Consider the following 22,990-nt stretch of genomic DNA (forward strand, 5'->3'; position numbering starts at 1 on the left):
ACAACCAAGCAAGCGACAAAATTTCTAAGTAAAGGAAGAGAGGCAGTCATTGAAGAATCAAAAGGACAAAAATGCTTCTGAATTAGAAAAGCTTGAACGTGCCAGACATGGAGATACAGAAGCGCTGGAATATTTTTTCACAAAGTATCAACCGGTCATTTATTGGAAATCAACTCAATATTTCTTACAGGGAGCGGAGCGGGATGATTTGATTCAGGAGGCGATGATCGGTTTTTTTAAGGCGATTCGCGACTTTGATCCTGCACGTGAGGCATCTTTCCGCTCGTTTGCAGAAATTTGTATCAATCGGCAGCTGCTTTCTGCTGTGAAGCGCTCAACACGCAAGAAGAATTTTGCCCTGAATAATTCCGTGTCACTGGATACACCGATGGCAGATGATGAGTCTCTGGACTGGACACTGCTTGATGTAATTTCCGAGGAGAGTGCTGAGACGCCGGAAGATTTTTTGATTAAAAATGAGGATCTCGGTCAAGTAGCGAGGAAGCTAAAAAAAGTGACCAGCTCTTTTGAACAGGAAGTTTTGCGGCAATATCTAGAAGGAAAAAGTTATCAGGAAATGGCGGCAGCATTTGGGAAAAATGAAAAAGCTATCGATAATGCCTTGCAGCGTGTCAAAAAGAAGATGGCGAAGGAATTGGCAGATCCTTCTTGATATTTGACTAAAATGTCACAAAAAATAATTTGACGGTCTATATAACAGGTGGTATAGTAAAATGGATGCGAAGAGTACTAGCATCGATTTGTCTTAATCAATCGGAGTTGAAAGCAATGAAGAAAAAAGTATCTCTCGCTTGTTCGGAGTGTGGATCTAGAAACTATTCAGTAAGTGCCAGTGGAGCAAACCGCCAATCACGTTTAGAAGTGAAGAAATTTTGCCGGCACTGTAATAAACATACGTTACATCGTGAAACAAAATAGTCAATGGAGGTTTTAGCATGTCTGCAATTTCACGCTTTTTCAAAAATGTCTCTTCTGAAATGCGCAAAGTTACATGGCCAACACGTAAAGAGCTTGCTTCTTACACTGTAACAGTAGTTTTCACTGTTATCTTGTTCGCAGTATTCTTTATGGTAATCGATTTTGGAATTGAACAATTGATTCAACTTATTATGTAGTAAGGCTGGGCAATTATAAAAAATAATGTTATAATACTACTTGTGATGAAACCCGAGTATTCCCGGGTTTTTTATTTTGCATTCTAATCGAGAGCGATTTATTCAATGAATAGAAATGAAGGAGGATGCGGCGAATAGGCTGCCGCGTACAATGAAATGGAAAAAAACTGGTATGTCGTACACACTTATTCAGGTTATGAAAACAAAGTCAAAGCCAACTTGGAGAAACGTGTAGAATCAATGGGAATGACGGATAAAATCTTCCGCGTTATCGTGCCCGAAGAAGAAGAAACAGAAGTGAAAAATGGCAAAACAAAAACGGTGAAACGTAAAGTGTTCCCGGGATATGTTTTGGTAGAAATCGTGATGACGGACGATTCTTGGTATGTTGTACGGAATACGCCTGGTGTAACAGGGTTTGTTGGTTCGGCTGGTTCTGGTTCCAAACCAACGCCGCTTCTTCCGGAAGAAGCAGATCGTATTCTGAAAAGCATGGGAATGGTCGACAAACGTGCTGATGCTGATTTTGAAATCGGTGAAACGGTTATGGTGAAAGAAGGGCCATTCGCAGAGTACTCTGGTAAAGTGGACGAAATGGATATGGACAAAGGCAAAGCAAAAGTTATGGTTAATATGTTTGGCCGTGAAACACCTGTTGAAGTGGATTTCAATCAAATCGAAAAAATTTAAGTGTGAGCCTCCGCTGGTTGCGGGGGTTTTTTTATGAAAATCAGCTTGCATTTTCACACGAGAAGTGGTAACATATATTGGTGCGTTTAGGCGCATGTTTGAATGTGGGAGGGGAAATACTTAACCCCAATCAACCACAACACGGACTTAAGGAGGTATGTCTCGTGGCTAAAAAAGTTATTAAAGAAGTTAAGCTTCAAATTCCAGCAGGTAAAGCAAATCCTGCACCTCCAGTCGGACCTGCACTAGGTCAAGCTGGTGTAAACATTATGGGATTCTGTAAAGAGTTTAACGCTCGCACAGCCGATCAAGCTGGTCTTATCATTCCTGTTGTGATCACTGTATTTGAAGACCGTTCGTTTACGTTCATCACTAAAACTCCACCAGCAGCAGTATTGCTTAAAAAAGCTGCTAAAGTAGAAAAAGGCTCTGGTGAACCTAACCGTAACAAAGTTGCATCTGTAACACGTGCTCAAGTACAGGAAATTGCTGAAACTAAAATGCCTGACCTTAACGCTGCAAATGTTGAATCTGCAATGCGTATGGTTGAAGGTACTGCTCGTTCTATGGGTATCACAATCCAAGACTAAGAGAGAGTTCGCAATTTCGAAACAATAAGGAGGAAAAGAAATGGCTAAGAAAGGTAAAAAGTATCAAGAAGCTTTGAAAAAAGTTGATGCAAAAAAAGTGTACGCTGTTGAAGAAGCAGTAGCACTTGCTAAAGAAATCGACTTCGCTAAATTCGATGCAACTGTTGAAGTAGCATTCCGTCTTGGCGTTGACCCTAAAAAAGCGGATCAACAAATCCGTGGCGCAGTAGTATTACCGCATGGTACTGGTAAAACTCAACGCGTTCTAGTATTCGCAAAAGGCGAAAAAGCAAAAGAAGCAGAAGCTGCTGGCGCTGATTTCGTTGGAGATGCTGAATATGTTGATAAAATCAACCAAGGTTGGTTTGATTTTGACGTAATCGTTGCAACACCTGACATGATGGGTGAAGTTGGTAAACTGGGCCGCGTGCTTGGACCAAAAGGCTTAATGCCAAACCCTAAAACTGGTACTGTAACAATGGACGTAACAAAAGCTGTTAACGACATTAAAGCTGGTAAAGTTGAATACCGCGTCGACAAAGCTGGAAATATCCATGCTGCAATCGGTAAAGTATCCTTCGACACTGAAAAATTAGTTGAAAACTTCCGTACAGTAAATGACGTGCTTCAAAAAGCGAAACCTGCTGCTGCTAAAGGTACTTATGTAAAACATCTTGCAGTTGCAACTACTTTCGGACCTGGTATCAACGTTGATCCATCTTCTCTATAAGAGAGTTCTGAAAAAAGGTTGACGCAAAAAGCATGTTTTGCTAAACTATACTAGTTGAAACAAATTAAATATCCTTACCGTAGACAGCTGGTGCGATTTTTCGCTTAATTTTGCCCGCCGAGGATTTCGATAGGAAAGTCTTTGTTGCTTTCTTGTGCCTCTGCGTGTCTACGTGCGCAGAGGTTTTTATTTGCGTTCAAATGGACTGAAATTGGACGGAGGTGTAAAGATTGAATAAAATTATCGAAGCTAAACAAAGTGTTGTTGAAGAAATCACAGGTAAATTAAACGACAGCGCATCAACAATCATTGTTGACTACCGCGGTCTTAATGTAGCTGAAATCACTGAGTTACGTAAACAATTACGTGAAGCAGGTATTGATTTCAAAGTATACAAAAATACACTTGTTCGTCGTGCTGTTAGTGCAAAAGGTTTGGAAGGTCTTGAAGAAGTATTGACTGGCCCTAATGCGATTGCTTTCAGTAATGAAGACGTAGTTGCACCGGCTAAAATTTTGAATGACTTCGCGAAAGCTCACGAAGCACTTGAAATCAAAGCAGGTATCATCGAAGGTAGCGTATCTTCTGTTGAAGAAGTTAAAGCTCTTGCAACTCTTCCATCTCGCGAAGGCTTGCTATCCATGCTTTGCAGCGTACTTCAAGCTCCAGTTCGCAACTTGGCTCTTGCAACAAAAGCTGTTGCTGACCAAAAAGCTGAACAAGAAGCTTAATCTCAAGTTTATCTAAAACTAAAAAATTAATTTTAAATGGAGGAATTTTAAAATGGCTTTAAACATTGAAGAAATCATTGCTTCCGTTAAAGAAGCATCTGTACTAGAACTTAACGATCTTGTAAAAGCAATCGAAGAAGAATTTGGCGTAACTGCTGCTGCTCCTGTAGCTGTAGCTGGTGCTGCTGGTGGGGAAGCTGCTGCAGAACAAACTGAATTCACAGTTGAACTTGCTAGCGCTGGCGATTCCAAAATCAAAGTTATCAAAGTGGTTCGTGAAATCACAGGTCTTGGCTTGAAAGAAGCTAAAGAACTAGTTGACAACGCTCCTAAAGCTCTTAAAGAAGGCGTTGCTAAAGAAGAAGCTGAAGAAATCAAAGCTAAACTTGAAGAAGTTGGCGCTAACGTAGAAGTTAAATAATTTTTGCCTAGCAAAACGTCTGTTACCTTTCGAGGTAGCAGGCGTTTTTTTGTCGTTTGTGTGAATTTAATCGTTTTTATTATAAAAAAAGAATTATTTTTGCTAAAATGGACTGCAAGAAAGGAGGACTATAAGTCGTAACATAATTTAGTAATAAGGGGGTTAATATAATTATTATGAATGAAAAGGAAGGAACTGTGAAGAAACGCGGATTTAAATGGTTATTTGTAACTTTTGTTGTAGGAGTCATATGTTTGATGACACTTCCAATGAAGACGAGTGCGGCAGGAACGTGGTTGTATACTGAAATGGATGGGAACCAGCCTTTTGTTGATAGTGTAGTTGTTAGCTATAATGAGGAATATGGGGCAAATTTGACGGAAGCTGATATTACATTGACGCAGTTGCAGCAGATTCACACGCTTGTTTTGCAGTCGGGCGTAACAGCGATTCCTAATAAAGTGACAGATATGAGCAATTTGACGACGTTGGATGCTGCAGGCATAGGGATGAGTGAAATTCCTGAAATCGTTGGGGAGCTTGATACACTGACGGAGTTAAACTGGAATCAAAATGGTCTGACGGCGTTTCCAGATGTCGCTTTTGAGTTGCCAAATTTAAAACGATTAGAAATAAATGGTGGGACAATTAGTGAGATTCCAAAAGAGATTACGCAGCTTTCGGGAACTTTAGAAGAGCTGGATATTCGTTTCGATCAACTTGTAACGCTTCCAGAAGAAATTTTTACGACTTCTCCATGGGGATCTAGAAGTGCTTTGGAGCTCTTGACGCAGGATAACCAACTTGTGTCGGATGTTCCTGCGGTGAATTTAGATGATTTTAACCAAGGAAATAATTTATTGGAACATGCAACAACGAGTTATCAACAGCAGGATCAGCTGATTTATACAGGAGATCCGATTACGGTAAAGGTAGGAGACAATTTTAACCAGATGACACCGGATAAAGCTTCATTAGGGTTAAGATCAGGCCGGGATTTATTTGCTAGTCATGAATTTGTCTATTATGATGACGGCAGTGATCCGCATATTCAAAATGGTGTGGCTACTGAGCTTGGGGATGCTGAAATTACAATCAAAAGCGCCTTTTCTACAACGACAAATCCGTATGCCAAAGTGAAGGTGCCGGTTCGAATTGTGGAAGCTCCTCCTGTAGAAACCGGTAAGGTGATTGTGACTTATAAGGATGAAGATGGCAATGTGCTAGCGCCGCCAACAGAGATGACTGGCGAAGTCGGCGAACCGTATCTGACTGAGGCCAAGGAGATTCAAGGCTATCATTTGGTTGGGATTGAACCAAGTGCATCAGGCTTTTATAAGGCAGAACCACAGCTCGTTCAATATGTGTATCAGAAGGATTCCGCGCCAGTGATGTCGACTGTGACCGTTCATTATCAGGATGCATTTGGCAATCAAATTGCGCCTTCTGATGTCTTGACAGGTAATGTCGGGGATGCGTATACAACAAGTCCAAAAACGATCAATGGATATGTGCTGCAGGGGATGCCGGCCAATGCAACGGGTGAATATCTTGCAGATCCGCAGACAGTAATCTATGTGTATGATAAAGAAGATAATGTGATACCAAGTCCAAGTCCGGATGATAATAATGGTGGTATTCCGCCGACAGAGGGGACTGGAACGGACAGCTTAGTTGTAACTGCTGGTTCAACTCCGTCAGTGCAAGGAAAAATGATGTCTCAATCAAGTGAGGCACAATTACCAGCAACTGGTGATGCGTCTAGTACTGGGCTGCCATTACTGGGAGGACTGCTTGCTTTAACTGGTGCATGGGTTTTGAGTCGTAGAAAATGACTGATCGACAAGTGTAATCTCCTCGCTTTTATGTTAAAATGACAAAGATTGGCGAGGGAGGCAGAAAAAGTTGGATCATTATTATACGAATAATCAAGATGCCAAACATGATCGAAAGCGTTTTTCGTTTACGCTTAAAGGGGCGGCATTTACTTTTATTAGCGATGCAGGGGTCTTTTCAAAAAATACAGTCGACTTTGGCTCGCGACTCTTGGTGGAAAAGTTTAGGATGGAGCGGGTGGCTAAGCGGTTTTTAGATGTGGGGTGTGGCTATGGGCCGATCGGACTGGCGGTAGCGAGAGTCTATCCCGATGTGCAGGTCGATATGGTGGATGTCAATCTTCGAGCTGTGGAACTTGCAAAGGAAAACGCGGCGCTGAACCAAATCGACAATGTGGAAATTTTTGAAAGCTCCATTTATGAAAAGGTCGACCGGGTCGATTATGATGCGATTTTGAGCAATCCGCCAATTCGGGCCGGGAAAGTGGTCGTTCATCGGATTTTAAGCGAGGCGCATGACCATTTGGCGGCTCAAGGAGAGCTTTGGATTGTGATTCAGAAAAAGCAGGGCGGCCCGTCTGCGGCTGCCAAAATGGAAGAAGTCTTTGGCAATGTTGAAACGGTTGCTAAAGATAAAGGTTACTACATTTATCGAAGTATCAAAGAATGAGTTGAAAGGCTGGGCAGCAATTTGCTGTCTGGCTTTTTTATATAGAAAAACATTGACATGGTTGCCTGATTGTAGTATTATAATATAATGCCAAAAGAATCTATACTGCTGATCAAGTGCCCAATTTTAAGACAATTATGTTACGAGAAATGAAGCGGTTGCAAGCAGTTGCGGCGAAATAATGACAATGGATGTGGTTTTCAAATGCCGATTTTGATAATCGGTTACTGACACTTTGAAGAATAATTTTTCAATAGTTTCAGACATGATGAAATCCGCTTTCTTTTTGTCCAAAAACGTCTGTAGATTACTTTTCAAGTTCCACTTTTTAGATAGCTGGATGTTTTCCAGAAGTGCTGGAAGAATGAGGTAGAAGGAAACTTTTGATAGACGGTGTTTAAGCCAGTTGGGATTCGTGATCCTGCTTGCTGCGAGCGTCTTAAACTCCGGGTGCGGGAGGTTCCACTGCTTTTTACGTCTGCTGTTCACAGAAAGTGTGCTTATAAATTTTATACTATTTTTGAGGGGTGAAGAGTTTGTCAGGACATGTTGTACAATATGGCAGACACCGCAAACGCAGAAGCTTTGCGCGTATTAGTGAAGTTTTAGAACTGCCGAATCTGATTGAAATCCAAACAGCTTCTTATCAGTGGTTCCTAGATGAGGGCTTACGAGAAATGTTCCGTGATATTTCGCCAATTGAGGATTTTGCGGGCAATCTTTCGCTGGAATTCATTGATTATGATTTGGGCGAACCGAAATACTCCGTAGAAGAATCCAAAAACCGTGACGCTAACTATGCGGCACCGCTTCGTGTGAAATTGCGTCTGATCAACAAAGAAACAGGCGAAGTAAAAGACCAAGAAGTTTTCATGGGCGACTTCCCACTGATGACTGAAATGGGTACGTTTATTATCAATGGGGCAGAACGTGTTATCGTTTCCCAATTGGTGCGTTCTCCAGGTGTCTACTTCAATGATAAGATCGACAAGAACGGTAAAAAAGGTTTTGGCTCGACGGTTATTCCGAACCGCGGGGCATGGCTTGAATATGAAACGGATGCAAAAGATGTTGTACACGTTCGTATCGACCGTACACGTAAGTTGCCAGTAACGGTTCTGCTTCGTGCGCTGGGCTTTGGTTCGGATCAGGAAATCCTTGAACTTATTGGGGACAATGATTACCTGCGCAACACACTTGAGAAAGACAATACGGATAATGCTGCTAAAGCACTCCTTGAAATTTACGAACGTCTGCGCCCAGGTGAGCCACCAACAGTTGAGAATGCACGCAGCTTGCTGGTTTCTCGCTTCTTTGATCCAAAACGCTATGATTTGGCAAGCGTTGGACGTTACAAAATCAATAAAAAACTTCACCTGAAAAACCGTTTGTTCAACCAAACGCTGGCTGAAACGCTGGTTGATCCTGAAACAGGTGAAATCATTGCATCGAAAGGCGACATTTTAGACCGTCGCAAACTCGATCAAATTATTCCTAATTTGGAAAACGGGGTAGGCTTCCGTACGCTTCGTCCAACTGATGGCGTGATGGAAGATGATGTTCTCGTTCAATCAATTAAAATTTATGCACCGGATGATGATGAAAAAGTAATCAATATCATTGGGAATGCATATATTGAAGAAAATGTGAAGCATGTGACGCCTGCGGATATCGTGTCTTCCATCAGCTATTTCTTCAACTTGCTTCACGGCGTTGGCGACACAGATGACATTGACCACTTGGGTAACCGTCGTTTGCGTTCTGTCGGTGAGCTTTTGCAAAACCAATTCCGGATCGGGCTTTCCCGTATGGAGCGTGTGGTTCGTGAACGGATGTCCATTCAGGATATGAGCACGATCACACCGCAACAACTGATCAATATTCGCCCAGTTGTGGCTTCGATCAAAGAATTCTTCGGCAGCTCCCAGTTGTCGCAGTTCATGGATCAAACGAACCCACTTGGCGAATTGACGCATAAACGTCGTCTATCTGCACTCGGACCTGGTGGTTTGACGCGTGAACGTGCTGGTTATGAAGTTCGTGACGTTCACTATTCCCACTATGGCCGTATGTGTCCGATTGAAACGCCAGAGGGTCCGAATATCGGGCTGATCAACTCACTTTCTTCGTATGCGAAAGTGAATCGGTTTGGCTTTATTGAAACGCCTTACCGCCGTGTTGATCCTGAAACAAATCAAGTAACTGATATCATCGACTATTTGACAGCCGATGAAGAAGATAATTATGTAGTAGCCCAAGCCAACTCGAAACTGGACGAAAATGGCGCCTTTATTGAAGAGGAAGTCATGGCTCGTTTCCGTTCTGAAAACTTGGCTGTAGGAAAAGAACGCGTCGATTACATGGACGTATCGCCGAAACAGGTTGTATCGGTTGCGACAGCATGTATTCCGTTCCTTGAAAATGACGATAGTAACCGTGCCTTGATGGGTGCCAACATGCAACGTCAAGCTGTTCCGCTTATGCATCCGGAAGCTCCGTTTGTTGGAACTGGTATGGAACACGTATCTGCGAAAGACTCCGGTGCTGCTGTAACGGCTAAGCATGACGGAATCGTTGAACACGTGGAAGCTAGAGAAATCTGGGTTCGTCGCGTTTCGGTAGTGGACGGCAAAGAAGTAACTGGCGGAATCGACAAATATACCTTGCGTAAATTTGTTCGTTCCAACCAAGGGACTTGTTATAACCAACGTCCGAATGTAGCAGAAGGAGATCGCGTTGTAAAAGGTGAAATCCTTGGTAACGGTCCTTCCATGGATCAAGGGGAATTGGCACTTGGTCGTAACGTGCTAGTGGCCTTCATGACATGGGATGGTTACAACTATGAGGATGCGATCATCATGAGCGAACGTCTGGTCAAAGATGATGTCTATACATCCATTCATATTGAAGAATTTGAATCAGAAGCTCGTGATACAAAACTCGGACCTGAAGAAATGACACGTGATATTCCAAACGTCGGCGAGGATGCGCTTCGTGACCTTGATGAACGCGGAATTATCCGTATCGGTGCAGAAGTAAAAGATAACGACTTGCTGGTTGGTAAAGTAACGCCAAAAGGTGTGACTGAGCTGACTGCTGAAGAACGTTTGCTGCACGCCATCTTTGGTGAAAAAGCACGTGAAGTTCGTGATACTTCGCTTCGTGTTCCTCACGGCGGCGGCGGTATCGTGCTGGACGTGAAAATCTTTACGCGTGAAGCTGGCGACGAATTGCCACCAGGCGTAAACCAACTTGTTCGTGTTTATATCGTACAAAAACGTAAAATCCATGAAGGGGATAAAATGGCCGGTCGTCACGGAAATAAAGGGGTTATCTCCCGTATTCTTCCGGAAGAGGACATGCCGTTTATGCCAGATGGTACACCGGTCGACATCATGCTTAATCCACTAGGGGTACCTTCGCGGATGAATATTGGACAAGTGCTCGAGCTTCATTTAGGTATGGCGGCTCGTAAACTGGGTATCCATGTTGCAACGCCGGTATTCGATGGTGCGAATGATAAAGATGTCTGGAGCACAGTTGAAGAAGCTGGTATGGCGCGCGATGCCAAAACGATTCTTTATGATGGACGTACAGGTGAGCCGTTTGATAACCGCGTTTCTGTTGGTGTCATGTATATGATTAAACTTGCTCACATGGTTGACGACAAATTGCATGCTCGTTCAACTGGACCATACTCGCTTGTTACACAACAACCACTTGGAGGTAAAGCTCAATTTGGTGGACAACGTTTTGGGGAAATGGAAGTATGGGCACTGGAAGCTTATGGTGCCGCTTATACACTTCAAGAAATCCTGACGATCAAGTCCGATGATGTTGTAGGACGTGTGAAAACTTATGAAGCAATTGTGAAAGGTGAAAGTGTGCCGAAACCTGGCGTGCCGGAATCCTTCAAGGTACTGATTAAAGAGCTTCAAAGTTTAGGTATGGACGTGAAAATTCTGTCGGGTGATGAAGAAGAAATTGAATTACGCGACATGGATGATGACGACTTCTCCGGTCAAAATGATGCTTTCAACATTGTGAAACCAGAAGAAGCAACCACCGAGCAGGTTGATTAACCCGCCCGATTTAAATCACTCCAATAAATCAAGTAACTTTTAAGAAGTTAAGAATAAAGAGATCGTGGAAATATCGGGCAGAGTCGCGCTAGACAGATTGCGGCGCGGTCAGCCCGGCACGGTCATAATCAATAGTAGGAGGTTGGGCACTTGATAGATGTTAATAATTTTGAGTATATGAAAATCGGTCTAGCATCTCCAGATAAGATTCGTTCATGGTCGCATGGTGAAGTGAAAAAACCGGAAACCATCAACTACAGAACGCTCAAACCGGAACGTGACGGCTTGTTCTGTGAACGTATTTTTGGACCAATGAAAGACTGGGAATGTTCATGCGGGAAATACAAACGTGTGCGCTATAAAGGCGTTGTTTGTGACCGTTGCGGCGTTGAAGTAACGAAATCCAAGGTTCGTCGTGAACGCATGGGACATATTGAGCTTGCCGCACCAGTTTCGCATATTTGGTATTTCAAAGGTATTCCAAGCCGGATGGGTCTAGTTCTTGACATGAGTCCTCGTGCCCTAGAGGAAGTTATCTACTTCGCATCGTATGTAGTAACAGAACCTGGTGACACACCGCTTGAGAAAAAACAATTGTTGTCTGAGAAAGAATATCGTGTGTACCGCGAAAAATATAACAAAGGTTTCCAAGCCGGCATGGGTGCAGAAGCGATTAAACGTCTGCTTTCTGACATCAATCTGGAAAAAGAAACAAATGATCTGAAAGAAGAACTGAAAACAGCGCAAGGTCAACGTCGTACGCGTGCGATTCGTCGTCTTGAAGTGATGGAAGCATTCCGCAACTCTGGTAATGAACCAAGCTGGATGATTCTTGATGTGCTGCCAGTTATTCCGCCAGAGCTTCGTCCAATGGTCCAACTTGAAGGTGGCCGTTTTGCGACGAGTGACTTGAATGACTTGTACCGTCGTGTTATCAACCGGAACAACCGTTTGAAACGTCTGCTTGACTTGGGCGCTCCAAACATTATCGTTCAGAATGAAAAACGGATGCTGCAGGAAGCAGTCGATGCTTTGATCGATAATGGCCGTCGTGGTCGTCCTGTAACAGGTCCTGGTAACCGTCCGCTTAAATCTCTTTCGCACATGCTGAAAGGGAAACAAGGTCGTTTCCGTCAAAACTTGCTTGGTAAACGTGTCGACTATTCGGGTCGTTCGGTTATCGTCGTAGGTCCAAACTTGAAAATGTACCAATGTGGTCTTCCAAAAGAAATGGCGCTTGAATTATTCAAACCATTTGTAATGAAAGAGCTTGTTGGCCGTGGTCTTGCCCATAATATCAAGAGTGCAAAACGTAAAATTGAACGCATGGCACCGGAAATTTGGGACGTGCTGGAAGAAGTCATTCGTGAGCATCCGGTTCTTCTAAACCGTGCCCCTACGCTTCACAGACTGGGTATCCAAGCTTTTGAACCAACACTTGTTGAAGGTCGCGCGATTCGTCTTCACCCGCTCGTATGTACGGCTTACAATGCCGACTTTGATGGTGACCAAATGGCGGTCCACGTACCACTTTCAGCAGAAGCACAAGCAGAAGCTCGTATTTTAATGCTGGCTGCGCAAAACATTTTGAATCCAAAAGATGGTAAACCGGTAGTAACGCCTTCCCAAGATATGGTGCTTGGTAACTACTATCTGACACTTGAACGTGAAAATGCGGTCGGTGAAGGTACGATCTTTAAGGATATTAATGAAGCGCTTCTTGCTTATCAAAACGGTTATGTGCATCTGCATTCTCGTATTGCGGTTTATGCGGGTTCCATCCCGAACGAACGCTTTACAGATGAAGAGCGCAAACAACTGCTTATTACGACTGTAGGTAAACTTGTTTTCAATACGATCTTGCCAACATCGTTCCCTTATATCAATGAACCGACAAAATATAACTTGGAAATCGAAACACCGAAGAAATATTTTGTGGATACAACGACGGATGTCAAAGCGCATATTGCTGAACAGCCACTTGTTGATCCATTCAAGAAAAAAATTCTTGGAAATATCATTGCGGAAGTCTTCAAACGGTTCCACATCACTGAAACATCGAAAATGCTTGACCGTATGAAAGACCTTGGCTTTAAGATTTCGACTAAAGCTGGTATCACAGTAGGGATTGCCGATATTTTGACCCTTACTGAGAAGCACGAAATTCTTGAAAAAGCACATGATACAGTTGAAAAAATTACGAAACAATTCCGTCGCGGTTTAATTACCGATGATGAAAGATACGAACGTGTAATTGCCGTCTGGAATGCAGCGAAAGATGAGATTCAAGGCAAACTGATCTTGAGTTTGGAACGTTTGAATCCAATCTTCATGATGCAGGACTCCGGTGCTCGTGGTAACATTTCCAACTTTACACAGCTTGCCGGTATGCGTGGTCTGATGGCTGACCCATCTGGCCGTATCGTAGAACTTCCAATCACATCGAACTTCCGTGAAGGTCTGACTGTCCTCGAGTACTTTATTTCGACTCACGGTGCGCGTAAAGGTTTGACCGATACCGCCCTTAAGACAGCCGATTCCGGTTACTTGACTCGTCGTCTGGTTGATGTTGCCCAAGATGTCATCATTCGTGAAGACGATTGTGGAACTGACCGCGGACTGACAATCAAAGCAATCAAGGAAGGCACAGAAATCATCGAGCCGCTTGAAGAACGTTTGGAAGGTCGTTATGCACGTAAGACGATTCGCCATCCAGAAACAGGCGACGTGATTGTGGCTGAAAATGAATTGATCACAGAGCCAATCGCTCAACAAATCGTGAATGCTGGGATTGAAGAAGTTTCGATTCGTTCCGCGTTCACATGTAATACAAAACACGGCGTATGTAAAAAATGTTATGGTAAAAACTTGGCGACAGGTACAGAGGTCGAAGTTGGGGAAGCAGTTGGTATTATTGCGGCTCAATCGATCGGGGAACCAGGTACACAGCTTACCATGCGTACGTTCCACACCGGTGGGGTTGCCGGAGACGATATCACACAGGGTCTTCCGCGTATTCAGGAAATCTTTGAAGCACGGAATCCAAAAGGTCAAGCGACAATCACAGAGGTTGGCGGTGAAGTCGTTTCGATCGAAGAAGGACGTGATCGTGGCTTAGAAATCACTATCCAAGGTCAAGATGATCGTCGCAGCTACACAGTTCCTTATACAGCACGTCTTCGTGTTCAAGAAGGTTCTATTGTAGACCGCGGTGAAGCTTTGACAGAGGGTTCAATCGATCCGAAAGCGTTGATCCGTGTGCGTGACGTATTGTCCGTTCAAGAATATCTGCTTGCTGAAGTACAAAAAGTTTACCGGATGCAAGGGGTAGAAATCGGCGATAAACACGTTGAAGTAATGGTACGTCAAATGTTGCGTAAGATCCGCGTGATGGACACTGGGGATACAGATATCCTTCCTGGTACGCTGATGGATATTCATACGTTTACAGAAGCTAACCGTGATGCGATCTTGAATGGCATGCAGCCTGCAACAGGTCGTCCAGTCTTGCTGGGTATCACGAAAGCATCGCTTGAAACTGACAGCTTCTTGTCAGCCGCTTCCTTCCAAGAAACAACACGTGTCTTGACGGATGCAGCGATTAAAGGAAAACGTGATGAACTTCTAGGTCTGAAAGAAAACGTAATCCTTGGTAAACTGGTTCCAGCTGGTACAGGTATCAACCGTTACCGCAATCTGAAACCACAAGTCGTTTTGGATGACACAGAGGTATCCGAAGAAACAACGAATGCTTAATTAAATGATAAACAGATCCGCTTTCGGGCGGGTCTGTTTTTTTCTGTCGACCGGAGATAATGTAAATTTGGCGGGGGATCGACAGAAATGCGAAATTGCTTGGGAGAGAAAGGGAGTGGAGGATTAGATAGAGAGTGAGGAGAGTTTGGAAGAGGAGGAAACTAGGATTTTTTGGAGGTCGACAGAAAATAGGTTTTGAGGTAAGATGGGTGTGTGGGTTTGAGACGACGGGTTTAAATAGTCATTGTGAAATGTAAATAGCTTAGTCTATCAACATTCGCATCACATGAATAAAGTTTAAATAGTCATTGTGAAATGTAAATAATTCGTTAATTAATTCATTTAAACCGTCGCTATTGTTTAAATAGTCATTGTGAAATGTAAATACTTCTTGCCCACTTTCACGTTCCTCAATGGTTTGTGTGTTTAAATAGTCATTGTGAAATGTAAATTTTGCTAGTAAGTTAAGGCTTGCGCAGCCATCATGTTTAAATAGTCATTGTGAAATGTGAATTTTAGTCAAGCCGGGAAGCGACACGGCGCGAAAGAATTTAAATAGTCAACATGAAATATAAGATTCATAGTCGTTAGTTGGCTGAAAGATTCTACGCATTCCGTTACAAGGCAATCGAATTTTCTAAAATAACAAGATGTAATCGTTCTCTTTCAGAGCTGTTACATCTTGCTAATTTAAATCTATCATCTGCTTTAACATCTAAGGAGGAGAAAAAGTGAGACAAAATGTATTATGGATTGTTGCTGATCAGTTGCGAGCACAAGCTTTGAGTTTGAATCATGATCAGAATGTTGTGACGCCTAATATTGATCGCTTAGCTCGGACAGGAATGAGTTTTTCTGATGCTGTGTCAGGATATCCAGTGTGCTGTCCATTCCGGGGGTCTATGTTGACAAGTATTTATCCGCATAAATGTGTTCCTGCGCATGAAAAACAGCTTGATCCTAGGCAGCCAACGATTGCGAATGTTTTTAATGACAATGGCTATGAGACTTTTTATCTTGGGAAATGGCATTTGGATGGCTACCAAGAGCGCTTTGGACGTGCGGCTGATCACATTATTCCGCCTGAGCGACGTGGTGGTTTTCAGAAATGGATCGCATATGAGAATAATAACAGCCAATGGGATTGTTATGTGCATGGGGAAGAAAATGGGGAACCGTTCCATCGCCGACTAGATGGATACGAAACAGATTGTCTGACCGACTATATGTTGGATTACTTGGATGAGAAACAAAATGACGACACGCCGTTTTTTGCAGTTTTATCTGTTCAGCCGCCGCATGATCCTTATCTCGCACCGGCTGAAGATATGGCACACCACCATCCGTGTGATGTTGCTTTTCGTCCGAATGTGCCGCCAGTAGAAAGAATTCAGAAGCAAGCAGCTGACGAGTTGGCTGGCTATTATGCGATGATCGAAAACTTGGATCGGAATATCGGACGGGTGCTCGAAAAATTAATGGATACAGGACTTTTTTATAATACACATGTCATTTTCTTTAGTGATCACGGAGATATGCATGGTTCACATGGCTTGTTTCGGAAAATGGTGCCTTATGAAGAATCGATCAGAATTCCATTCGTAATTTCAGGTATGAGTACGATGGGCTACGATGGGTATTTTAATGGGGAGCAGTCTGGCTTATTGCTGAATCATGTAGATATTGCGCCAACTACACTGGGGTTGTGCGGGATTGAAAAGCCGGATTGGATGGAAGGACAGGATTATTCTGCTTATCGGTATCAGAAAACTGAAAATTGGCCGGATATGCCGGAAAGCGTCTTTTTACAATCAATTACAGGACACAATGATAGCGTTGATTTACCGTGGCGTGGGGTGCTGACGAGAGATGGATATAAGTATGTTTGTTTTGAAAAAATGCCTTGGTTATTGTTTGATTTAAATGATGATCCTTATGAGTTTGTCAATTTGGTTCATAATGATAGATTTGCTAAAAAAAGGCATGAGTTACATCAGATGCTAAAAGAGTGGCTAGAGAAGACGGGAGATCCTTTTGCGCTGTTTGAGAAGGAATAGTTGATGAGGAGAGGAATGATAAAATGACGCGTGCGCTAGTTGTGATTGATTTGCAAAAGGGGTTGCATACTCCGGAAAAACCGCTTTTTGAATTGGCGGAGGTTTTAAGTGGTGTCAATGAGCGGATTGCTTGTTATCGGGAAGCTAAAATGCCGATTATTTTTATTCAGCATCATGAGGAAGAGCTGCCACTGCACTCGGCTGAATGGGCGTTGATGGATGAGCTGGATGTGAGGTACGGGGATTATTTTGTTTCTAAAACGCATGCAAATTCATTTTATCAGACGGAATTGGCAGGGCTTTTGGAGAAACTGGAGGTCGGTGAAATGGAGTTTTGCGGGGCACAGACGGAGTATTGTGTGGATACGACAATTCGGATGGCGCATGGGCTAGGTTACCGTTCCTTTATGAAAAAAGGGCTGCACACCACGGTGGATTCTGCATTGCTTCCAGCTGAGATAATTCGGAAGCATCATGAGGCGCTTTGGGGCGGTCGGTTTTTGATGTGGCTTTGAAAATGATCCATAAAAAAGGACTTGAACATGGTTGAATGTTCAAGTCCTTTTTTGGTGGTTGCTTAAGCTAAATCTTCGCCGTTTGTTGCGATGACTTTTTTGTACCATGCGAAGGAGTCTTTTCTTGAGCGGGCAAGTGTGCCGTTGCCTTCGTCGTCTTGGTCAACATAGATGAAGCCGTAACGTTTCGACATTTCGCTTGTTGAAGCACTTACTAAGTCGATTGGGCCCCAGCTAGTATAACCCATTAGGTCAACGCCGTCTGCAATCGCTTCTTTCATTTGTTCGATATGTTTGCGCAGGTAGTCGATGCGGTAATCATCATGGATCGAACCGTCTTCTTCTACTTTATCATAAGCGCCTAGGCCGTTTTCAACGATGAATAGTGGCAACTCATAACGTGTGTAAAGGTCGTTCAGTGTCCAACGCAGGCCTTTTGGATCGATTTGCCAGCCCCAGTCGGAGGATTCAAGATATTCATTTTTAACGCCGCCCATTAGGTTGCCGGCTGTACGGTCACCTTCTGGACTTGCTGTAGCAGATAGGGACATGTAGTAGCTGAACGAAATGAAGTCCACTGTATGTTCTTTCAAGATTTCGTCATCGCCAACTTCTTTTTGGATGGTGATGTTGTTTTCTTTGAAGAAACGGTTCATGTAGCTTGGGTATTTACCGCGTGCATGAACGTCTGTGAAGAACAGGTTCATTTGGTTTTCGTATTGCGCTTTTAGTACGTCATCTGGATTGTTGGTAGCTGGGTAAGTTGTCATACGAGCAAGCATACAACCGATTTGTGCGTCCGGGCTGATTTCATGGCATAGTTTTGTTGCGATGGCACTTGCCACAAATTGATGATGGGCTGCTTGATAGCAAAGCTGCATTGGGTTTTCAGCGCCTTCAGTTAGAACGCCTCCGCCAGTGTACGGGCTAAGTGAGATCACATTGATTTCGTTAAATGTCAGCCAGTATTTGACTTTATCTTTGTAGCGTTTGAAAACTGTTTCGGCATAGTTTGTGAAGAAGCCGATTACGCGACGGTCAGCCCAGCCGTTGTATTTAAGTGTCAAATTGAGTGGTGTTTCATAGTGGCTCAAAGTAACAAGCGGCTCGATACCATATTTTAATAATTCATCGAAAACGGCATCATAGAAAGCCAGTCCTTTTTCATTTGGCTCTGCATCGTCACCGTTCGGGAAAATACGTGCCCAGTTGAGGGACAGGCGGAATGTTTTGAAGCCCATTTCGGCAAAAAGTTTGATATCTTCTTTATAATGATGATAAAAATCAACACCAAAGCGTTTCGGGAAAGTAGCGTCCACTTTTCCGGCTAGAATGTCGTCGATTTCTGCACGTGTTACATCTAATGCATGGTCTGCTGTACGTTCCGCTTTTGGAACAAATTTGACCATATCAGCTGTAGAAAGGCCTTTTCCGTCTACATCATACGCGCCTTCTACTTGGTTGGCTGCTGTTGCGCCGCCCCATAAAAATCCTTCTGGAAATACTTTTTTGAATTCTGACATTGTTTGTTGCTCCTTCCATCATTCTTCTTTACTTTTTTATTGTACTTTCTGTAATGCATTACATGTCAAGAGGAAGTTGACTATAAAAAAGAAAATGATATTATTCTTCATATTTGAAGTTTTGTCCTAGAGATTCAGTCGTTGTTGTATAGCTTCGGAATTTGTATATTAGCGGCTGCCATTTCTCTGTATCTAGATGCGTTTCGTCTTTTAAGAGTGTTTCTTCAACAAAAATGGCTTGTATACGACACTCGATGATTGCGAAGCCCGATGTTGGATAAATATTTGTGACGAGCGCTTCGATTTGGATGGGGCATTCGGCAATACGAACCGTCTGAACGGTTATGCCGCTTTCTTTCGTGAATTTTCCAAGGGCAAATTTATCCGGATGAAAAGTATAACCGGCTTCCTTCTTATAAGTAGGAAGTTGTTGATTACCGGTTTTGGGGGCGATTTTTTCGATATGTCGCCAAAGCTTAAAATCAGGTAGGTTCAATGTCAGATCCGTGCCGGGAGCCAAATTTTGAAATCCTTGATTGTCTAATCCTATTCCGAGCACAACAGAACGGTTTAATGTCCAGGTTGAAGAAATAGGTGTCAAATGATCTTTTCCAGTTATCCGATTCTTGGTAGTCATTAGTGCGACAGGAAAACCATAGTAAAAGTCTGTTTTGTTCAATTTCTTATGCATGTTCATCACCTCGTTGTTAGTTTATAATAGAGAAAGATCGATGGGCGTCGAGGTATTAGAGGGAGGAGAGCGAATGGCTGGTTTTCCTGATGTGGTGCAGCTGACCAAAATTTTAAGCGATGAGTCGCGTGTGCAAATCATGACTTCTTTGATGGATGGGCGTTACCATACTGTACATGAATTGGCGCAGATCGCACGTGTGCAAGATCATACAGTGTCCTATCATTTGAATGAGATTAAAAAACTTGGCTGGTTGCACAGTTTTAAGCAGGGCAGGTATCATTATTTTTGCTTGGCTAATGCAGATGTGGCGGAATTGATTGAAAAGGCCATGTATCTTAGTCCCCAAAAGCCGATTAGGTCATTTCGGGAAAGTGAGGAGCACAGACAGCTGGCAGAGGGCAGAAGCTGTTATTGTCATTTGGCGGGGAAGCTGGGCGTGCGACTGCTTGCGGACTTGGAAAGAAAAGGCTATCTCAAGCTTGCTGGTGAGCAGGTCTATTTGACAGAGGCGGGAGAGCGGTTTTTTTCAGATGTTGGTTTGGATTTGGAAGAGCTTCGACGGCGAAAGGGCTGCTTTGTGAAAGTATGTTTAGACTGGACGGAGAGACGGTTTCATTTAGCGGGACATTTGGGAACGGCTTTTTTTAAACATGCGGTGGAGGAGCGATGGTTGAAACAGCATTCGGTGAATCGTAGTGTTCAATTGACGGCAAAAGGTGAGCGGGCTTTTCGAAATATGTTTGAATAAAGATAAAATTGCTTTTTTCTGTGCGGTTCGATACACTTAAGAAAACGAAGGATGGTGGACGGAAAATGAGTAGCAGACAACAGATTATTCAGGCGGCGATCGACGTGATCAATGAGAAGGGTGTGCATCAGTATAGCTTGGCCAATGTCGCTGCTCGGTCGGGGATTACAAAAGCGGCGATTTTCTACCACTTTCAAAATAAAAATGAACTGACGCTTTCGCTGATCAAATATACGATCGAAATGTACGAACAGATTTTGGCGGAGGAATATAAGAAACTTGCTGATAAGTCGCGCTATCCGTTTACAGAAAGTTATTTGAACGGCAATCTGCGGCAGCTTTCTGATGATGAGCTGATCGGGCTTCATGGGGCGCTTCTGGCGACGGCGGTTTCGGGAGATGTCGATTCGGGGTATTGGGATGCGGCCTATGCGGAGGACTTTGAACGAATGGCGGCTGAGGTCGGGCCGGAAATGGCGGAATTGCTACGCTATACGATTGATGGAATGTGGCATGCGAAAATACTGAATATCAAAGAGTCGGAAGTTGTGACAAAGGAGCAGGTCGTTCAAAAATTGAAACGGATGCTGATGTAAATGGCTGCAAGTTGAATGGCTTGCTTTTTTTATTGTTTAGGACTAAACTGAAAATGACAAAGGAGGAGATCGATATGGTGAAATCGGAGCAGCGGTTAGGCGTCCTTTTATGGTTTCGGTTGAGCAGATTTTATAATCGCAACATGAAGGAAACCAATCAGAATTTAAAACCGTCGGGACTTACAACGGCACAGTTCGACTGTATTGCGCAAATCGGGCCGAGTAAGGAACTCACGCAGCAGGAGCTTGCTGAGAAGCTGGTTGTGACAAAAGGCAATATCACCCAACTCCTCGTTAAATTGGAAGAAATCGGGCTCGTTCAGCGGACAAAAAATGGGCGTGAAAAATATATCGGCTTGACGGAGCGTGGGAAGGCTTACTACGCCGAATATGTGCCGATGCAGGAGCAGTTTCAAAGTGAACAGTTCGGCAGTTTGACGCGTAAGGAACAAAAGGAACTGCTACGTCTTTTGAAAAAATTAGATTAGTTGGAGGGATGGAAAATGGAATTGAAAGGGTTGCATCATATTTCAATTTTTACTGAAAATGCGCGGAAGAATTTTGATTTCTATACGAAAGTGCTCGGCATGCGGCTGGTGAAAAAGACGGTCAATCAGGATGATCCTTATACCTATCATCTTTATTATGCGGATGAAACGGGCAGTCCGGGGACGACGGTCACTTTTTTTGAAGTGCCAAATATGGCGCCAAACCGGCCTGGTCGCAATCAGATTTCTGCGATGGGGCTGCGGGTTCCGAATGATGCGGCGCTCGACTATTGGGACAAACGGCTGGACGCGTTTCAAATTTTCCATAGTAAAGGGGAAATGCAGTTTGATCGGAAGGTGATTCGTTTTAAGGATGTAGATGGTTTGACGATTTATCTGGTGTCGGATGAAAATAATCACGGCGTTTCGGGCGGGCATCCTTGGGAAGGGAGTTCGGTGCCGAAAGAGGTTGCCATTCAAGGGCTTGGACCGGTGCGCTTTTCGGTCTATGAGAAGGAAAAGACGGATCATGTGTTGACAAAGGTCATGGGCTTTAAACGGGTTGGCGCTTATGAGGATAAGGAGAAGCTACTCACGGTTTATCAGACGGGAGAAGGCGGTACGGGTGCGGAGATTCATTTGGAGGCTCGGCCTGATTTGGAGCAGCGGAATCTGGGGGCTGGCGGCGTGCATCATGTGGCCTTTCGTGTTGAGGATGACGCGGAGATGATGGAATGGAACGAGCGGATTGCAGATGCCAACTATCCGAATTCTGGTTTTATCGATCGCTATTACTTCCATTCGCTTTATTTCCGGGAACCAAATGGGCTGCTTTTTGAGCTGGCAACGGATGGGCCGGGTTTTCGGACTGACTTTGAAGTGGAGCATGGCACCTATGTGGAGCTGCCGCCGAAGTTTGAGGGACGCCGGGCGGAGATTGAAGCGCATTTGACACCGCTCGATACGGATATTTAATGAAAATAATTCTTGAAAATGAGGCTCACAGTGGTAAAATCAAGGGTAGACTGAACTTTTTTAGGAGGAGCCGCATTGACGAGTAGTAATTTGACGATCTATTTTGTTCGTCACGGAAAAACAGAGTGGAATTTAACTGGACAGATGCAGGGCTGGGGGGACTCACCGCTTGTAGAGGAGGGCATCAGTGGAGCTAAGGCAGTTGGCACGGCTTTACGTGATGTTGATTTTGAGGCCGTTTATACGAGCCCAAGCAAACGGACGCAGGACACGGCTCGGCTGATTTTAGATGATGAAGGATCAGAGCTTCATTTGCTGGAAGAGTTGCGCGAGATGCATTTTGGCAGCTGGGAAGGTGTGCGAGTGGCTGAACTGGATGCACAATTTCCGGAAGAGCGGCATGAATTTATGACCAGTCCGGCAACCTTTGATGCATGTGTAAATGGTGGCGAAACTTATTATCAGCTTGAGGAACGTGTGCTGGCAGGGGTTCGGAAAATCGTTCAGGCGCATGCGGAAGGGAATATTTTAGTGGTCTCGCATGGCATGACGCTAACGCTTTTAATGCACCTTTTGAATGGCGGAACGGTTGAGGAGCACCGCGAAAAGGGGACGCGTATTTTAAATACAAGTATCAGTGTTGTGCGTTATGAGGATGAGGCGTTTCGGGTACTAAAGGTTAACGAAACGGAGCATTTGACGCAGGCTGTTCGATAAGAAGGAAGACCAGAATCAGGCGAGATGGCTTGGTTC

The 22,990-nt window shown here is 43.8% G+C and carries 22 protein-coding genes, 1 CRISPR repeat array and 1 other annotated feature; of the genes, 19 read left to right on the plus strand and 3 right to left on the minus strand.

The features are described from left to right. The first annotated feature begins 49 nt into the window (after positions 1 to 49). The 10 genes from CS921_RS10640 to CS921_RS10685 all read left to right on the plus strand — a co-directional run bounded on the left by CS921_RS10640 (position 50) and on the right by CS921_RS10685 (position 6,803). Positions 50 to 673 (plus strand): RNA polymerase factor sigma-70, encoded by a 624-nt coding sequence (locus CS921_RS10640; protein ID WP_099223725.1) that lies wholly within the window; start codon positions 50 to 52, stop codon positions 671 to 673. Between the two features lie 116 nt (positions 674 to 789). Then, on the plus strand, positions 790 to 939 hold the full coding sequence (rpmG, locus tag CS921_RS10645) for a 50S ribosomal protein L33 (RefSeq protein ID WP_099223799.1): 150 nt from the start codon (positions 790 to 792) through the stop codon (positions 937 to 939). Positions 940 to 956: 17 nt separating this feature from the next. Beyond that, entirely contained in the window at positions 957 to 1,136 is a 180-nt protein-coding gene (gene secE, locus CS921_RS10650) for a preprotein translocase subunit SecE (protein ID WP_099223727.1), read from the plus strand. A 156-nt stretch (positions 1,137 to 1,292) separates the two neighbouring features. After that, on the plus strand, positions 1,293 to 1,826 hold the full coding sequence (gene nusG, locus CS921_RS10655; RefSeq protein WP_099223729.1) for a transcription termination/antitermination protein NusG: 534 nt from the start codon (positions 1,293 to 1,295) through the stop codon (positions 1,824 to 1,826). Positions 1,827 to 1,990: 164 nt separating this feature from the next. After that, on the plus strand, positions 1,991 to 2,416 hold the full coding sequence (gene rplK, locus CS921_RS10660) for a 50S ribosomal protein L11 (protein ID WP_099223731.1): 426 nt from the start codon (positions 1,991 to 1,993) through the stop codon (positions 2,414 to 2,416). A gap of 40 nt (positions 2,417 to 2,456) precedes the next feature. Next, positions 2,457 to 3,146: a 50S ribosomal protein L1 gene (rplA, locus tag CS921_RS10665; RefSeq protein WP_099223733.1), complete on the plus strand. Its 690-nt coding sequence runs from the start codon at positions 2,457 to 2,459 to the stop codon at positions 3,144 to 3,146. Positions 3,147 to 3,205: 59 nt separating this feature from the next. Further along, positions 3,206 to 3,344 (plus strand) — a sequence feature (ribosomal protein L10 leader region). Positions 3,345 to 3,376: 32 nt separating this feature from the next. Next, positions 3,377 to 3,877: a 50S ribosomal protein L10 gene (rplJ, locus tag CS921_RS10670; RefSeq protein WP_099223736.1), complete on the plus strand. Its 501-nt coding sequence runs from the start codon at positions 3,377 to 3,379 to the stop codon at positions 3,875 to 3,877. Between the two features lie 52 nt (positions 3,878 to 3,929). After that, positions 3,930 to 4,298 (plus strand): 50S ribosomal protein L7/L12, encoded by a 369-nt coding sequence (gene rplL / locus CS921_RS10675; protein WP_099223738.1) that lies wholly within the window; start codon positions 3,930 to 3,932, stop codon positions 4,296 to 4,298. 257 nt (positions 4,299 to 4,555) lie between these two features. Next, positions 4,556 to 6,133: a MucBP domain-containing protein gene (locus CS921_RS10680; RefSeq protein ID WP_162921744.1), complete on the plus strand. Its 1,578-nt coding sequence runs from the start codon at positions 4,556 to 4,558 to the stop codon at positions 6,131 to 6,133. Between the two features lie 70 nt (positions 6,134 to 6,203). Further along, entirely contained in the window at positions 6,204 to 6,803 is a 600-nt protein-coding gene (locus tag CS921_RS10685; protein ID WP_099223742.1) for a class I SAM-dependent methyltransferase, read from the plus strand. A 135-nt stretch (positions 6,804 to 6,938) separates the two neighbouring features. Here CS921_RS10685 and CS921_RS15790 read toward each other — a convergent pair whose 3' ends face one another. Then, positions 6,939 to 7,070 carry a hypothetical protein gene (locus CS921_RS15790; RefSeq protein WP_276108026.1) on the minus strand — a complete coding sequence of 44 codons (132 nt, stop codon included), beginning with the start codon at positions 7,068 to 7,070 and terminating at the stop codon, positions 6,939 to 6,941. Between the two features lie 260 nt (positions 7,071 to 7,330). Between CS921_RS15790 and rpoB the strand changes: the two genes are divergently transcribed. From rpoB to CS921_RS10710, 4 genes are all read left to right on the plus strand, one after another. Beyond that, complete coding sequence (rpoB, locus tag CS921_RS10695; RefSeq protein WP_099223746.1) at positions 7,331 to 10,885, plus strand: DNA-directed RNA polymerase subunit beta; 3,555 nt, start codon at positions 7,331 to 7,333, stop codon at positions 10,883 to 10,885. 150 nt (positions 10,886 to 11,035) lie between these two features. Beyond that, entirely contained in the window at positions 11,036 to 14,641 is a 3,606-nt protein-coding gene (gene rpoC / locus CS921_RS10700; protein WP_099223748.1) for a DNA-directed RNA polymerase subunit beta', read from the plus strand. Between the two features lie 231 nt (positions 14,642 to 14,872). After that, positions 14,873 to 15,156: a CRISPR direct-repeat array (repeat unit 29 nt; unit sequence GTTTAAATAGTCATTGTGAAATGTAAATA). Between the two features lie 216 nt (positions 15,157 to 15,372). After that, the gene (locus CS921_RS10705) at positions 15,373 to 16,698 is read left to right on the plus strand and encodes a sulfatase family protein (RefSeq protein ID WP_099223750.1); all 1,326 of its coding nucleotides are present in this window, start codon (positions 15,373 to 15,375) and stop codon (positions 16,696 to 16,698) included. Positions 16,699 to 16,721: 23 nt separating this feature from the next. Beyond that, complete coding sequence (locus CS921_RS10710) at positions 16,722 to 17,213, plus strand: cysteine hydrolase family protein (protein ID WP_099223752.1); 492 nt, start codon at positions 16,722 to 16,724, stop codon at positions 17,211 to 17,213. A 62-nt stretch (positions 17,214 to 17,275) separates the two neighbouring features. Here CS921_RS10710 and CS921_RS10715 read toward each other — a convergent pair whose 3' ends face one another. After that, on the minus strand, positions 17,276 to 18,736 hold the full coding sequence (locus CS921_RS10715) for a glycoside hydrolase family 1 protein (RefSeq protein ID WP_099223754.1): 1,461 nt from the start codon (positions 18,734 to 18,736) through the stop codon (positions 17,276 to 17,278). A gap of 100 nt (positions 18,737 to 18,836) precedes the next feature. Further along, the gene (locus CS921_RS10720; RefSeq protein WP_099223756.1) at positions 18,837 to 19,427 is read right to left on the minus strand and encodes a flavin reductase family protein; all 591 of its coding nucleotides are present in this window, start codon (positions 19,425 to 19,427) and stop codon (positions 18,837 to 18,839) included. Between the two features lie 73 nt (positions 19,428 to 19,500). Here CS921_RS10720 and CS921_RS10725 point away from each other — a divergent pair, with 73 nt between their 5' ends. The 5 genes from CS921_RS10725 (at position 19,501) to CS921_RS10745 (ending at position 22,954) form a co-directional block, all read left to right on the plus strand. Continuing rightward, positions 19,501 to 20,178, plus strand: coding sequence for an ArsR/SmtB family transcription factor (locus tag CS921_RS10725; protein WP_162921745.1), 678 nt, complete (start codon positions 19,501 to 19,503; stop codon positions 20,176 to 20,178). Between the two features lie 65 nt (positions 20,179 to 20,243). Continuing rightward, entirely contained in the window at positions 20,244 to 20,774 is a 531-nt protein-coding gene (locus CS921_RS10730; RefSeq protein WP_099223760.1) for a TetR/AcrR family transcriptional regulator, read from the plus strand. A gap of 74 nt (positions 20,775 to 20,848) precedes the next feature. Further along, entirely contained in the window at positions 20,849 to 21,262 is a 414-nt protein-coding gene (locus CS921_RS10735; protein ID WP_099223762.1) for a MarR family winged helix-turn-helix transcriptional regulator, read from the plus strand. Between the two features lie 15 nt (positions 21,263 to 21,277). Next, on the plus strand, positions 21,278 to 22,237 hold the full coding sequence (locus tag CS921_RS10740) for a ring-cleaving dioxygenase (protein ID WP_099223764.1): 960 nt from the start codon (positions 21,278 to 21,280) through the stop codon (positions 22,235 to 22,237). A gap of 75 nt (positions 22,238 to 22,312) precedes the next feature. Beyond that, entirely contained in the window at positions 22,313 to 22,954 is a 642-nt protein-coding gene (locus CS921_RS10745) for a histidine phosphatase family protein (RefSeq protein WP_099223766.1), read from the plus strand. Positions 22,955 to 22,990: the final 36 nt, after the last annotated feature.

The sequence above is a fragment of the Listeria costaricensis genome (assembly GCF_900183385.1).
In the GTDB taxonomy this organism is placed as follows: Bacteria; Bacillota; Bacilli; order Lactobacillales; family Listeriaceae; genus Listeria; species Listeria costaricensis.